Genomic DNA, 13,609 nt, shown 5'->3' on the forward strand with positions numbered 1-13,609 from the left:
TTGAAAAAGATGACTCCTGTTCAATACAGAAACCATCTTAGTAATTTAGCATAGTTTTTTTCTAATTGTCCTTGACAAAGGGTACAGATTAATAAAATCTTATCGCTTTTTAATATTCTATTTACAATTTAAATTTTTGAACCATACTATTTAATTTCTCAGCTAGTATTGCCTGATCTTGAGAAGCTTTTGTTATTTCAGCAATGGCCATAACCGATTCATTAACACTTGCTAGTATCTCTTCTGTACTAGCTACCGATTCCTCAGCTGTAGTCGATACATTTTCAATTGCCTTTTTAATTTCTGACACAGTTTCATTTACTGTATCCATTGAAGTTCCAATATTTGAAGATATCTTATTAAACACTACAGCATCTTCACCATATTGTTTACCTGTATCTACAAATAATTGATAATCAGGTTTAACTTGATTATCAATAAAACCTAACACTTCCTGAGCATTACTAGAAAGGTTCCTGAAAGCCTCCTCAACTCTTGAAGTTACCTCTTGAATTCTTTGAACTGCATCTGATGAATCTTCAGCTAATTTTCTTACTTCATCAGCAACTACTGCAAATCCTTTACCTTGTTCCCCTGCTCTTGCTGCCTCAATCGCAGCATTTAGTGCAAGAAGGTTTGTCTGACTTGCAATATTTTCTATTTCATCAGCCATTATTTTAACTTCACTAACAACTTTTCCATCTTCAATTGCTTTTAATATACTTTCCTGTTTCTCATCATATAACTTATTCGCATTATTAGCACTAATTTCAGCACTTTCTCTAACTTTCTCTGCTTTTACTTCTATATCGCTTGCAATCTTAGTTCCGTTGTTTGCTCTTAAAGTTACACCTACCACGTTCTCTGCAATACTTTCTGTGGTAGCATTTACTTCCTCTGTTGTGGCACTTAACTGTTCTGCACCTATAGATACTTGTCTTACGGATTCATTAACAAGATCCATTTTTGCTGATATTTCTTCTGTTGTAGCAGATAGTTCTTCGCTAGTAGCGCTAATATCAGTAGCACTTTCTGATATTTCAGAAATTAATGTTTTTAAATTCAATATCGCTTTGTTTAAAGCTTTTGATAAAACACCAATTTCATCCTTATTGTCAATATCAACATTTTTTGATAAATCATTTTCGCAAAGTGCTTCAGCTACAATAACAACCTTCTTTATCCTCCTCGATATTGAAATAGCAATTATTAACCCCAATGCAATTGCGACAAATAAGCCTAATACAGTTATTATTGCAATAATACCATATGAGCTATTATATGTTACTTGACTATTATCATAATCGATTTTCGCCATACTCATAGCTAGTTTTGACTCTTTTTGTAGAACTTCGAACATGTTTATTCTAATCTTAGAAAGTACTGGAACAAGTTCATCCGCTTTTTTATAGTCGCCCCCATTAATTTGTTTAATTACGTCCTCAATGCCTGCATTATAATCCACAAGTAGTTTTTCAAATTCCGTAAATTGTTGTCTATCTAAATCAGATGTAATGGTAGTCTTGTATTCTACAATAAGTTTATTATTATTGGTTACAAGAGTTGCAATATTGTCTTTGTTTTTTTGCAAATCACTTTTATTTGTTGGAGCAGCAAGTAACAACAAATCTCCTCTAATTTCCAATAAATTTGCTTTTATATTAGAAATATCATTTACCCCTATTAAATCTATATTATAAATATTTCCAAGATTTTTATTAATATTTTTGATATTAGCCATTCCAATAAACCCAACAATACCTATAAACAATGCAACTAAAACAAATGCTGACACTAGTTTTTGAATCATTTTTAAATTATTAAACCATTTCATTAACAATCACTCCTAATTATATCTAGTGCAGCACATGCTACACTAATTAATTTTTAAAATTTCCCAAACAACTATCTGTAATATTTCATATTTTCCTATAGTTTTACATTTAATTGTCAAATATCATTAAATATTTTTCTAAGTCATTAATATAATCGGTCTATTTTCGTTCAACTTTAACAAAATTTAATAATATGTTAAAAATCTTCAAATAATATTGACAAAACCCCATTTTTATATAAAATATTACAATTTATATATATATAAATAATAAAAAAATACCATATAGCTTAGACTTTATTTGTCTGCTCTATATGGTAAAATTTACTGATATCATATTCTTCTAATATTTATTTATAACTTGAATTTTTGAACCATCCCATTTAATTTTTCGGCTAGTACTGCCTGCCCTTGAGATGCTTTTGTTATCTCACTAATAGCCATAACCGATTCATTAACACTTGCAGCTATTTCATCTGAGCTTAATACTGACTGCTCCGCTGTAGTCGATACATTTTCAATTGCCTTTTTAATTTCTGACACAGTTTCATTTACTGTGTCCATTGAAGTTCCAATATTGGAAGATATCTTATTAAACACTACAGCATCTTCGCCATATTGTTTACCTGTATCTACAAATAATTGATAATCAGGTTTAACTTGATTATCAATAAAACCTAACACTTCCTGAGCATTACTAGAAAGGTTCCTGAAAGCCTCCTCAACTCTTGAAGTTACCTCTTGAATTCTTTGAACTGCATCTGATGAATCTTCAGCTAATTTTCTTACTTCATCAGCAACTACTGCAAATCCTTTACCTTGTTCCCCTGCTCTTGCTGCTTCGATCGCTGCATTAAGTGCAAGAAGGTTTGTTTGGCTTGCAATATTTTCTATTTCATCAGCCATTATTTTAACTTCACTAACAACCTTTCCATCTTCAATTGCTTTTAATATACTTTCCTGTTTCTCATCATATAACTTATTCGCATTATTAGAACTAATTTCAGCACTTTCTCTAACCTTCTCTGCTTTCACTTCTATATCACTTGCAATCTTAGTTCCGTTGTTTGCTCTTAAAGTTACACCTGCCACGTTCTCTGCAATACTTTCTGTGGTAGCATTTACTTCCTCTGTTGTGGCACTTAACTGTTCTGCACCTATAGATACTTGTCTTACGGATTCATTAACAAGATCCATTTTTGCTGATATTTCCTCTGTTGTAGCAGATAGTTCTTCGCTAGTAGCGCTAATATCAGTAGCACTTTCTGATATTTCAGAAACCAAGATCTTTAAGTTAACTACAGATTTGTTTAAAGCTTTTGATAAAACACCAATTTCATCATTACTCTCAATATCAACAGTTTTTGATAAATCATTTTCTCCAAGAGCCTGTGCAACTACTAATACTTTCTTTAACCGTCTTGATATTGCAATTCCAATCATTAACCCGAGTGCTATAGCAACCAATAACCCTATGGCAATCACTATATTAATTTCAACTGATGCGCTTTTATATGATGACTGACTTTTATCATAATCAACTTTTGCCGTGTCAACATTTAATTTCAATTCTTTATCTAAACTCATTAACATATCGTCTCTTATTTTATCAGCAGCAGGTAAGAGTTCATATGCTTTTTTATAATCTCCTAAAGCTGCCTTTTCAATTAATTCATCTCTTGCAATACGATATTGTGTCATTAATTTTTCAAATTCAGCAAATTGGGTTTTTTCTAGATCTGTATTTATCGTTTCTTTGTACTCAGTGATAAGAATGATAGTAGCATTTTTCATATTAGTTACATCATCTTTGTGTGTTTGTATATCATTTTTATTTTTTTGATCAAGAATTAACAATGTATCGCTTTTTACCGATAATAAATTGGCTTTGATACTAATTAAGTCTTTAACACCTATCAAATCATCATTGTAAATATCCTTAACATTTGTATTAATATTCTTCATATTATATATTCCAATAAATCCAACTAACCCTAGGAAGACTGCTACAAGTAAAAATGCTGATACTAATTTCTGAATCATTTTTAAATTATTAAAAAATTTCATTAATCTACACTCCTTAAATAATATATTACAATGATATATCGTTCATTACATACACAACTTTAATAATAATTTTGATAATTTACAGATATTCTCCTTAATATAATTAAATTTGATGTTCTCCCATAAATAATATTAAAAAATCGTTATTACATATGTGTAACAACGATTTTTTTATACTATTTAAAATTATTTTTCTATAAAATATTTCATACTTACCTTTTTAAGTTCTTTACTGCTATATAACAAATCATATTCGTTAATATTAACCGCCTCTGCAATTGCCATAACTACTTTTTCGCATTCCCGCTTCGTTTCTCCATGAACCATTGTAAAAACATTATACGGCCACCCCGGAAATGTAGACCTCTGATAGCAATGACTAACCTGGGAAAATAATATCATGATTTTACTAACATCTTTAATTCGCTCTTTCGGAACTATCCACACAACCATTGCATTTGCCTTAAATCCAACATTTCTATGATTTAAGATAGTGCCAAATCTTCGAATAATACCATTTTTGCAATATCCCTTAATTTTATCCATTAATTCATTTTCTGTAATTCCAATTCCCTTAGCTATTTCTTTATAAGGTTCTGGTACCAATGGCAGGTCTTCTTGAATTTTACGAATAATTTTTATATCTAAACAGCTTAACATATATAATCACTCCTTAATATTGAAAACAACATTAATTTTAAACAAATTCACTACAGAGAGCTCAATTATCTCATCAATATCTGTTTTAATCTTAATGTCATTTAAGAACTCTTTAACCTCAACTATTGAAGGAGCAATCACTGTAAACCACATATTGTATGAATGATTTCTAATATAATTATGAGTAACTCCATTGTAACTGTTTATAATCTCTGCTACTTCAGTAATCCTATCAAAGGGAACCTTTATTGCACATAGAGTACTAGAATATCCTAATTTTCTTGAATCAAAAATTCCACCTATTCGTTTAATATATCCATCATTTTTAAGTTCCTTAATCATATCAATAACCTGATTTTCTGAAATATCTAACTCATTTGCAATTTTTAAGAAGGGTCTTGATTCTATTGGAAAATTAGACTGAATCAAATTAAGTAAATTTTTATTTGTTTTATCCATTAATTTATATTTCCTATATCATCATTAGAATATGAACACCAGTCTTCACCTGCCATGTAATCTCCATCATTATAATATGCAACGCGAGCGCGACATCCACCGCAGTCTTTTTTATAGTTGCAACTCCCACACTTACCTTTGTAATTCATAGTTCTTAATTCTTTAAATATATGATTATCTCTCCAAATTTCACTAAAAGGTGTCTCTCGTACATTTCCAATTGGAATATTTAGATATGCACAAGGCTGCACATCTCCACTAGGACTAATAATACAGTAACTAGTTCCTGCTAAGCACCCACGACTAAACCTGGGGTTCATTCCCATTTCCTTAGCAATTCTCATAAACTCAGGTGCACAGGTAGGTTTTAGCTCTATGTTTACATCCTTTTGTTTTAACATTATATCCTTTAATAACGACTCATATTGCTCTGAATTTAATGATTCTTCTTCAATATCTGCGCCTCTCCCTGTTGGTACTAAGAAAAAAGTATGATGAGCTACAGCGCCCATTCCAATCGCAAAATCGGTTATATCAAGTATTTCATCCTTATTCCAATTCATTACCGTTGTATGTATTTGGAAATTAAGTCCGGCCTCTCTACAATTTTTCATGCCAATTACAGCTTCTCTCCATCCACCTATGTAACTTCGAAATTCATCATGTTTTTTAGGATTAAGACTGTCTAAACTAATTCCTATACCCATAACCCCTGCATCTTTTAACTCCATAGCAGCTCTTTTAGTTATAAGCGTTCCATTACTCCCAAGAACCGGCCTTAATCCAACTTTCACTGCGTGCTTTATTAAATCATAAATGTCAGGCCTTACTAAAGGCTCTCCACCTGAAAATACCATTATTTTAAATCCTGCCTTCGCCACTTCCTCTATTAATGATTTACCCTCGGCGGTATTTAATTCATGCTCAGCTTGAATTCCTGCCTCTCTATAACAATGTTTACAATACATATTGCATTTATTAGTTGTGTTCCATGACATGATCATATTTTATGCCCCCTACCCATCTTTTTTCAAAGCTGTTAACCATCTTTTCTAACTCTTTTTAAACTAATCCAATTTCATCTTCCACACCAATTTCTTTATTACTCAAATAACATGCTGGATCTGATGCCCAAAAATCTCCAGTCACTGATTCAGCCCTTGTCCTAAAATTACCATTACATACACTTAACCATTTACATTTACTACATCTACCCTTAAGTAAATTTTTTCTATCCTTTAATCCCTTCATAATTGGACTTGTTGTATCCTCCCAAATTTCTTTAAACGCTCTTTCTTTAACGTTCCCAAAAGTATATTGTGGTGTAAACTGATCTGCATGTATATTTCCTAGGTAATCAACATTCGAAATAGCAATACCAGACCTATTTCCACCATTCATCTCCATCAATTTTAATATATTATCAGCTAAATGAGGGTATTTTTTTAATGCTTGCAAATAAAGATAAACTGTATCCGCATGATTATCTACAGTAAGTATTTCTACTTTATCTCCGAGCTCTACGGTTTTTTTCATAATCAACTCCATTGCAGCTCTTGACTGTGCGTGAGATATGTCCTCTTTAATCATCTCACTTCCTCTTCCTGAATAAACCAAATGATAAAAGCAAACACGATTAATTTTTTCTTCTTTAATTAGATGAAATATATCCTCTATTTGATCGTAGTTGTGACTATTAATAGTAAACCGTACCCCAACTTTTTGATCCACTTCTTTGCAATTTTCTATTCCATTTAAAGCTTTATCAAAACATCCTTTAGTACGCCTAAATTCATCATGCCTATCACCAATACCATCCAAACTAATTCCTACATATCCGACTTCACTTTGTTTAATTCTTTTTGCAACATCTTTGTCAATAAGCGTACCATTAGTAGAAATAGTACTTCTTATATTATGCTCTCCTGCATGCTTTATTAACTCAAATAAGTCTCCTCGGAGTAAGGGTTCTCCCCCAGAAAATAATATTACTGGTACTTTAGCATTATGAAAATCATCAATAAGAGATATAGCCTCTTTAGTGTTTAATTCACCTTTGTATTTTTTACTATCGGAATTAGCATAACAATGCATGCATTTTAAATTACAAGTTTTTGTGCAATTCCACACAACAACAGGCCCACGACCATTACTAACCCCATTTGTTTGCGTGCTAGCTCCGCTTACATACCTTAATTTGTCTCCAAAATTTTCAGTCCCACATAGTAATTTTGATACTCCAATCATATTTTATCTCCTCTACTTATCATCTTGGTTTAAATAGACCCTTAAAGCCATCTGCATTTGATTTTTATATTTAGCTTTGAGTATATTTTATTTATGTATTTTATAATTAATTGTATTCATATAGTATATTTTAATAGATTGAAATCATAACAAAAAATAGGCATTTGACCATCATCAGCTATTACATTACTGCAAAACAATGTAATTAACTGATGGATGAAAATGTCTATATAAAATAATATACCATATGATGAATAAATTAACAACATGAATACAGATGTTGATCCTTTATTGATCATATGTATTATACTAGGATTTAATACTCCCTTCCGACTTTGGGACTCATGGGTTATGTACCCTAATGCTCAATTGCCTGATTTAGGTGAAGTCTTTGAGTTCTTATCTAATATGTAGTTTGAATATACTGCATATACTTTAACAGGTAGTAAATAATATTTAATATGATAAGAGCCTCATACTAAATTTAGTACGAGGCTCTTATCTTAAACGAAAAATCATATTATATTGCTACTTGATTTATTACAATTTATATTTCTTATTTATACATTTTCCCAAGTGCATCTGTAGCCACTAATGCGGCATAAACATCCCTGGGATTAACTTCGAATGGTTCATTTGACATTGTTTCTCCCGGACCACAAGATGCAACAGCTACACTCATTAGTTCCTTGGTCGTTGCATCTGCTACTCCTAAATCTGAAAATGTATATGGAAGTCCTACACTCTTGCAAAACAATATCGCTTCTTCAATTTCTGCTAGAGGTCTATTTTCAAGTACTAATTCTGTTATTGCACCAAATGCGACTTTTTCACCATGATATAACTTATGAGTTTTTTCAAGTACTGTAAATCCATCATGAATAGCATGCGCTGCTGCAAGTCCACCACTTTCGAAGCCAATTCCACTTAGATAAGTGTTCGCTTCAATTATGTTTTCAACTGCTTTAGTACACACATTACCTTCACAAGCGACCATTGCTTGTACTCCATCTGATAATAATGTATCATAACAAAGTTTCGCTAGTGCCATAGCTGCAAGTGTTGCTTTTTCACCTGACATATTTCCTCTATTTCCTTCGGAGCAAGCTCTTGCTTCAAAATATGTAGCAAGTGCATCTCCCATTCCAGCTACTAAAAGTCTTACTGGAGCCTCTGCAACTATATCAGTATCAACTAATACGACTTCAGGATTTTTAGGGAGTAATAAGTAATTTGAGAAAACCCCTTCTTTAGTATAAATAACTGATAATGCACTACATGGTGCATCTGTTGCGGCTATTGTAGGGACTATAATTACTGGAAGTTTGCAATAATATGCAACAGCTTTTGCAGTATCAAAAGCTTTTCCTCCACCTACGCCAACAATTACGTCACAGCTTGAAGCTTTTACTACTTTCATTAATCTTTCAATTTCTTCAACGCAACATTCTCTATTAAAAGTTTCATAGGATAACTTGCATCCACTTTCTTTGAAGCTTGTTTCAATTGTGCTTGTAGTCTGCTTAATTGCTCTGTCTGTCCCAATTATTAAAAATGATTTTCCAAAGGCTTCAATATGGTCCTTTATTTTTTTAAGTTCTCCACTTCCTTGAATATATCTTCCTGGTGACATAATAATTTTAGACATAATAATTACCCCCTTCATTTTAACATTAATTTAAATTAACAGAGAAATTAACAATCCGTCAACTTCTCTGCTCAGTATAACTCATTTTAGAATATTATTTTACTATAACAAATTATTAAATACTTCTTTTCTAGGAGATGCAATAATTTCTTTATTTAGAAGCATTCCTGTTTGTGCAACTGCATTTGCACCTACTTCAACAGCGGCTCTAACTGAACTTACGTCACCTGTCAAAGTTAAATATGATTTTCCACCAATTCCCATTCCAAGTCTTATTTCAATTAACTTAACTTGTGCTGCTTTTGCAGCAGCATCAGCCGCCACAATAGATGCTGCTATTGAAAAAAATTCTAATATTCCAAGTGCATTTACCTTATCTATTGTTGCATTACAATTAATAGCGCCAACAACATCAGGATGCACATTAGCAATTAAAACATTATCAACAACATACTGACCACCATAATCAACGCCTGACGCTTGAGCCGCTTTTACTGCCCCAACTTCTCCAGTAACTAGTATTATAAATTTTCCTGGACAAGTAGGCTTTGAAAATAAGAGTCTTACCTCTGCAGACTTTAGCATAACATCTGCTACTGCAATTCCTCTTGCTATACTGTTAAGCTCTATTAATGCTATTGATCTAATCATGATATCACCTCGCTACTTTCAATAACTATACACTCAGATACATTTATAACTTTTCCACTAATACTTGCATGAATATTAGCTCCCATATCCTCCCTCTTAACTTCGCCAATTAATTGTCCACGAATAACCTGATCACCTACAGATACAATTGAAGTAGCTGATTTACCTATATGTTGCTTAAGTGGTATATGCACAGTGTTAACCTTTACCTCAATTGCGTTATCTTCAAATTTGATCCCTTTATATTTACCTAAGTTAAGTCTTTGTACAAGCCTTGATACTGGGACCTGTCTGCCGTCTCTTTCTTCAATAGGTATTATTTTTAAAGTTGTATTAAACTTAACTCCTTTTTGTCTTAACTCATTTTTTATCATTATATTTACTTGCCTTGGAGATATTCCCATTGGACAAGCGTACATTTCACATATACCACATTCAGAGCATATTAAGGCCTCTTTAAAAATTTCCTCAGAGTGATCGAGTGACATTGAAATTGCTCTCATAATTTTGTGAGGTCTTAGTGGATGACCCAGTAAATATCTTGGGCACATTTGTGTACAATATGAGCACTGAATACATGCTGATTTTGTTTGATTAATTATATGCTGCACAGATATTGATTTCCTTGCCTTAATATAATGATCTGCAGGAAGTACTAATATTGCACCATCAGTTTTAGTTATACTTCTTTTTTCTACTTCATCAGAACTTAGAATTCTTCCCATCATAGGACCGCCCATAATTACACAATAATCCTTAATATTTAAGCCACCTGCAGCGTCAATACATTTTGAAACCGGAGTTCCAATTGGAACTGATAATAAACTTGGATTATTTACTTCACCAGTTACAGTAATTATTTTGTCAGTAACACTTTTGCCTATCGTTGCATCATATATGTTTAATACTGTTGCAACGTTTGACACCACTGCTCCAACATTTAGTGGTATACCTCCAGGTGGAATTACTCTGCCAGTAACCTCATATACGATAACTTGTTCATCTCCTGCAGGATAAACACTTTTAAGATAAAAAAGTTCAACTTTTGAGTCGAGCTTTTTTATTGCCTTTTGAAAAGTGTCTATCTCCCTTTCGTATTTACCTTTAATTGCAATTATAACTTTATCTGCTCCTACGAGTTGCGCCATAAGACTTAGTGCCTTTATTATTTCCTCTGCATTATGACGCATAATATACTTATCAGTTTGAATAAGTGGCTCACATTCTGCTGCATTAACTAAAAGATATTCAACACTACATTTTAGTTTAATATGAGTTGGGAAGCCAGCTCCCCCTGCTCCTACAACTCCGGCTTTATATATTTGGTCTAATAATTCCATATTAAACCCTCCTTATATGATTCTAAAAGAATCAACCATTGTACATCTTCTCTGCCTAGTAAATGATGTAGCATTTGTAATACCTTCACCTGTTGGCCCAGCTATTGTAAATGTTGTCCACCCTTCTCCTCCAAATCCTATTCCAGCATATGAAGGTGCATTTTTAACAAATATTGTAGTATCTATAAGTCTTGACATCTTGGTTAAATTATCAATATTTTTTGAATGCATCATAGCAGTATGTCTATTTCCATGTTCGTCTAATACAGCTGTTTTTATTGCCTCATCAACATCTTTAACTTTAACAATTGCAAGTATTGGCATCATTAACTCTTCTTGTACAAATGGATGACAATTCTCAGCTCTACAAATTAAACATTCAACACCTTTAGGAGCCTGAATTCCTGCTGCTTGTAGAATAACTGCTGCATCTTTACCAACGAAGTTTTTGTTAACTCCATATTTTATTTCTCCGTTTTTTTCGGTTTTATTCATTACTACATCTAGAACCTTTTGTTTTTGCGCCTCATCTAATTCATATACGTTTCCATTTTTAAGCATCTCTGCAATTAATTTTTCATATACACACTCTACAACAATTGCTTCCTTTTCTGCTATACATGGAAGATTGTTATCAAAACAACAACCTGCGATTATATCCCTTGCAGCTTTCTCTATATCTGCGGTTTCATCAACAACTACTGGTGGATTTCCTGCCCCTGCTCCAATTGCTTTTTTGCCTGATGATAACACCTTTTTAACAATAAAAGGTCCACCAGTTGCAACTACAAGTCTTATCTTAGGATTATTTATCATAAGATCTGTACTTTCAAGTGATGGTTTCCTTAGCGTTGTAATTAAGTTTCTAGGACCACCAGCATCTGTTATTGCTTTGTTAAGAACTCTTACTGAAATAAGACAACTTTCTATTGCTCCTGGATGTGGAGAAAATACAGCTGCATTACCTGATGCAATCATTCCAATACTGTTACACATAACTGTCGCAGATGGATTAGTTGAAGGCGTTATTCCACCAATTACTCCAAATGGTCCCATTTCTATAAGTGTTAATCCTTTATCACCTGATATTGCTATTGTTTTAAGTACTTCTGTTCCAGGAGTTTTATTAGCTACAAGCTTAAGTTTTAGATACTTATGATCTTTTCTTCCCATTCCAGTATCTTCAACGCAAATATCTGCAATTTTTGTAGCATTATCAAGTATAGCTTTTCTCATTGCAGATATAAGCTCTTCTCTCTGTGAAATGCTCATACATATAAGCTCTTTTTGCGCAATCGCTGCCGCTTCAATTGCTTCGTCCATATCATCAAAAACGCCATCACTCTCAGAGACGTTAAGATCTCTCCTGTTCATTTCCTGAAGCACTTTTTCAACCATTGCTGATATTTCATCATTTTTTATCTCCATAACTTATCATCTCCTCAAACTTTTTAACCGCATAGGTCGCAACTTCCATATCTTGTGCAACTGTTCCACCACTTACACCAACTGCTCCAACTATAAGGTTATTTATCTTTAACGGATATCCTCCTCCAAATGTAATAACATTTTCTAGGTTATTAATACCATAAAGTTCTCCGTTTTTTGCTAGTTCATTAAGTTCATGTGTAGGTAACTTAAATGCTACTGCACTATAAGCCTTTCCTTTTGCAATTTCAATACTTGCAAGAAGTGACCCATCCATTCTCTCAAACATTACAGGATTTCCATGTTCATCCATGACCCAAATCACCATTGGAACTTCTATTTGTACTGCTTTTTTTATACAACTTTTTATTATCTTTTCACTAAGCTCACTATTCATTTTCTCACTACCTTCTCTATAGATTTTTTGGCGAAGTACCTCTGCTACATTTGCCTGAACCTTTATTAATACATTCTTATAATCCTCATATCTTGCTATGGTGTATATAACATCTGATAATCTATTAAAATACTTTGATAAATTGGCACTTACATCATAACTCACGCATAACTCTACTATATATCGCTCCGCTTCGCGTACCTTAGTTCTTGCTACATCAAGCGCTCCCGATTCAATTGTTCCACCAGGAACTATAAAACTATTAAGCTTTGGGATAATCATGTCTAACTTATCTATTACTGTTTCTAAATAATCTATATCTTCTTTAACTATTCTTTCCTTGAATTTATCAGTACCAAGTGATGCAAGTTCCGCACCCGCTTCAAAAAGTGTTTTTTGAATTTTGAATATTATTTCTTTTATCTCTTCATCTTTTATAAAGCTTCTTGCAAAACCTAAGGTCGAATTCGCACTATCGCATGTTCCATATGACCATACCCTTAAATCAGATTTTGAAGTTCTGCTTCCTCCAAGCAAACTTGTTTGACCTTTATCCCCTGTCTTTGTATATATTTTCATAAATTCATCTCCTATTGGAGTTTAAATTATTATTTACTTACTTCAAGGTAATCTACAATCCCTACTATAGCCGTATCAATTGGAGTATCTTTATTATCTTCTAAAAGTCTTGCTCCACTACCTGTAATTACAAGAACTATTTCACCATTTCCTGCGCCTACTGTATCAACTGCAACTAATGTTTCTTTCTCTTCTTCTTCATGTTCATTAATTTTTCTAATTATCAAAAGCTTGCTTCCAATCAATCTGTCATCTTTTTTTGTAGAAACAAGTGTCCCAATTACTTTTGCCAAAAACAT

General features: G+C 32.7%; 12 protein-coding genes. All 12 read right to left on the reverse strand.

The genetic code is table 11. The features are described from left to right. Positions 1-121: 121 nt before the first annotated feature. Positions 122-1,834, reverse strand: a complete 1,713-nt coding sequence (locus KPL54_RS04130) for a methyl-accepting chemotaxis protein (RefSeq protein WP_216105039.1) — start codon at positions 1,832-1,834, stop codon at positions 122-124. A 354-nt stretch (positions 1,835-2,188) separates the two neighbouring features. After that, complete coding sequence (locus KPL54_RS04135) at positions 2,189-3,901, reverse strand: methyl-accepting chemotaxis protein (RefSeq protein WP_216105041.1); 1,713 nt, start codon at positions 3,899-3,901, stop codon at positions 2,189-2,191. A gap of 186 nt (positions 3,902-4,087) precedes the next feature. Next, positions 4,088-4,561: a siroheme decarboxylase subunit beta gene (ahbB, locus tag KPL54_RS04140; protein ID WP_216105043.1), complete on the reverse strand. Its 474-nt coding sequence runs from the start codon at positions 4,559-4,561 to the stop codon at positions 4,088-4,090. 6 nt (positions 4,562-4,567) lie between these two features. Continuing rightward, positions 4,568-5,020: a siroheme decarboxylase subunit alpha gene (gene ahbA / locus KPL54_RS04145; protein ID WP_216105045.1), complete on the reverse strand. Its 453-nt coding sequence runs from the start codon at positions 5,018-5,020 to the stop codon at positions 4,568-4,570. Next, positions 5,020-6,024, reverse strand: coding sequence for a putative heme d1 biosynthesis radical SAM protein NirJ2 (gene nirJ2, locus KPL54_RS04150; RefSeq protein ID WP_216105046.1), 1,005 nt, complete (start codon positions 6,022-6,024; stop codon positions 5,020-5,022). The genes ahbA and nirJ2 overlap by 1 nt, the downstream gene beginning before the upstream one ends. A gap of 58 nt (positions 6,025-6,082) precedes the next feature. Continuing rightward, entirely contained in the window at positions 6,083-7,267 is a 1,185-nt protein-coding gene (gene nirJ1 / locus KPL54_RS04155) for a putative heme d1 biosynthesis radical SAM protein NirJ1 (protein ID WP_216105048.1), read from the reverse strand. 556 nt (positions 7,268-7,823) lie between these two features. Then, the gene (locus KPL54_RS04160; protein ID WP_216105050.1) at positions 7,824-8,915 is read right to left on the reverse strand and encodes a glycerol dehydrogenase; all 1,092 of its coding nucleotides are present in this window, start codon (positions 8,913-8,915) and stop codon (positions 7,824-7,826) included. 102 nt (positions 8,916-9,017) lie between these two features. Next, a complete protein-coding gene (locus tag KPL54_RS04165) occupies positions 9,018-9,566 on the reverse strand; it encodes a BMC domain-containing protein (RefSeq protein WP_216105052.1) in 549 nt (182 codons plus the stop codon). Beyond that, positions 9,563-10,906 carry a 4Fe-4S dicluster domain-containing protein gene (locus tag KPL54_RS04170; protein WP_216105054.1) on the reverse strand — a complete coding sequence of 448 codons (1,344 nt, stop codon included), beginning with the start codon at positions 10,904-10,906 and terminating at the stop codon, positions 9,563-9,565. Before KPL54_RS04170 ends, KPL54_RS04165 begins: the two co-directional genes overlap by 4 nt. A 12-nt stretch (positions 10,907-10,918) precedes the next feature. Further along, positions 10,919-12,334, reverse strand: coding sequence for an aldehyde dehydrogenase family protein (locus KPL54_RS04175; RefSeq protein ID WP_216105056.1), 1,416 nt, complete (start codon positions 12,332-12,334; stop codon positions 10,919-10,921). Then, the gene (locus KPL54_RS04180; RefSeq protein ID WP_216105058.1) at positions 12,318-13,310 is read right to left on the reverse strand and encodes a cob(I)yrinic acid a,c-diamide adenosyltransferase; all 993 of its coding nucleotides are present in this window, start codon (positions 13,308-13,310) and stop codon (positions 12,318-12,320) included. Before KPL54_RS04180 ends, KPL54_RS04175 begins: the two co-directional genes overlap by 17 nt. A 29-nt stretch (positions 13,311-13,339) precedes the next feature. Beyond that, positions 13,340-13,609 (reverse strand): EutN/CcmL family microcompartment protein, encoded by a 270-nt coding sequence (locus KPL54_RS04185; protein ID WP_216105060.1) that lies wholly within the window; start codon positions 13,607-13,609, stop codon positions 13,340-13,342.

It is taken from the genome of Clostridium estertheticum (genome assembly GCF_018861295.1).
Classification (GTDB): domain Bacteria; phylum Bacillota; class Clostridia; order Clostridiales; family Clostridiaceae; genus Clostridium_AD; species Clostridium_AD estertheticum_D.

Excerpts from the sequence above, each read along its gene's own strand:
- KPL54_RS04130 (WP_216105039.1), bottom strand. The coding sequence starts at position 1,834 with ATGAAATGGTTTAATAATTTAAAAATGATTCAAAAACTAGTGTCAGCA.
- KPL54_RS04135 (WP_216105041.1), bottom strand. The coding sequence starts at position 3,901 with ATGAAATTTTTTAATAATTTAAAAATGATTCAGAAATTAGTATCAGCA.
- ahbB (WP_216105043.1), bottom strand. The coding sequence starts at position 4,561 with ATGTTAAGCTGTTTAGATATAAAAATTATTCGTAAAATTCAAGAAGAC.
- ahbA (WP_216105045.1), bottom strand. The coding sequence starts at position 5,020 with ATGGATAAAACAAATAAAAATTTACTTAATTTGATTCAGTCTAATTTT.
- nirJ2 (WP_216105046.1), bottom strand. The coding sequence starts at position 6,024 with ATGATCATGTCATGGAACACAACTAATAAATGCAATATGTATTGTAAA.
- nirJ1 (WP_216105048.1), bottom strand. The coding sequence starts at position 7,267 with ATGATTGGAGTATCAAAATTACTATGTGGGACTGAAAATTTTGGAGAC.
- KPL54_RS04160 (WP_216105050.1), bottom strand. The coding sequence starts at position 8,915 with ATGTCTAAAATTATTATGTCACCAGGAAGATATATTCAAGGAAGTGGA.
- KPL54_RS04165 (WP_216105052.1), bottom strand. The coding sequence starts at position 9,566 with ATGATTAGATCAATAGCATTAATAGAGCTTAACAGTATAGCAAGAGGA.
- KPL54_RS04170 (WP_216105054.1), bottom strand. The coding sequence starts at position 10,906 with ATGGAATTATTAGACCAAATATATAAAGCCGGAGTTGTAGGAGCAGGG.
- KPL54_RS04175 (WP_216105056.1), bottom strand. The coding sequence starts at position 12,334 with ATGGAGATAAAAAATGATGAAATATCAGCAATGGTTGAAAAAGTGCTT.
- KPL54_RS04180 (WP_216105058.1), bottom strand. The coding sequence starts at position 13,310 with ATGAAAATATATACAAAGACAGGGGATAAAGGTCAAACAAGTTTGCTT.
- KPL54_RS04185 (WP_216105060.1), bottom strand. The coding sequence starts at position 13,609 with ATGTTTTTGGCAAAAGTAATTGGGACACTTGTTTCTACAAAAAAAGAT.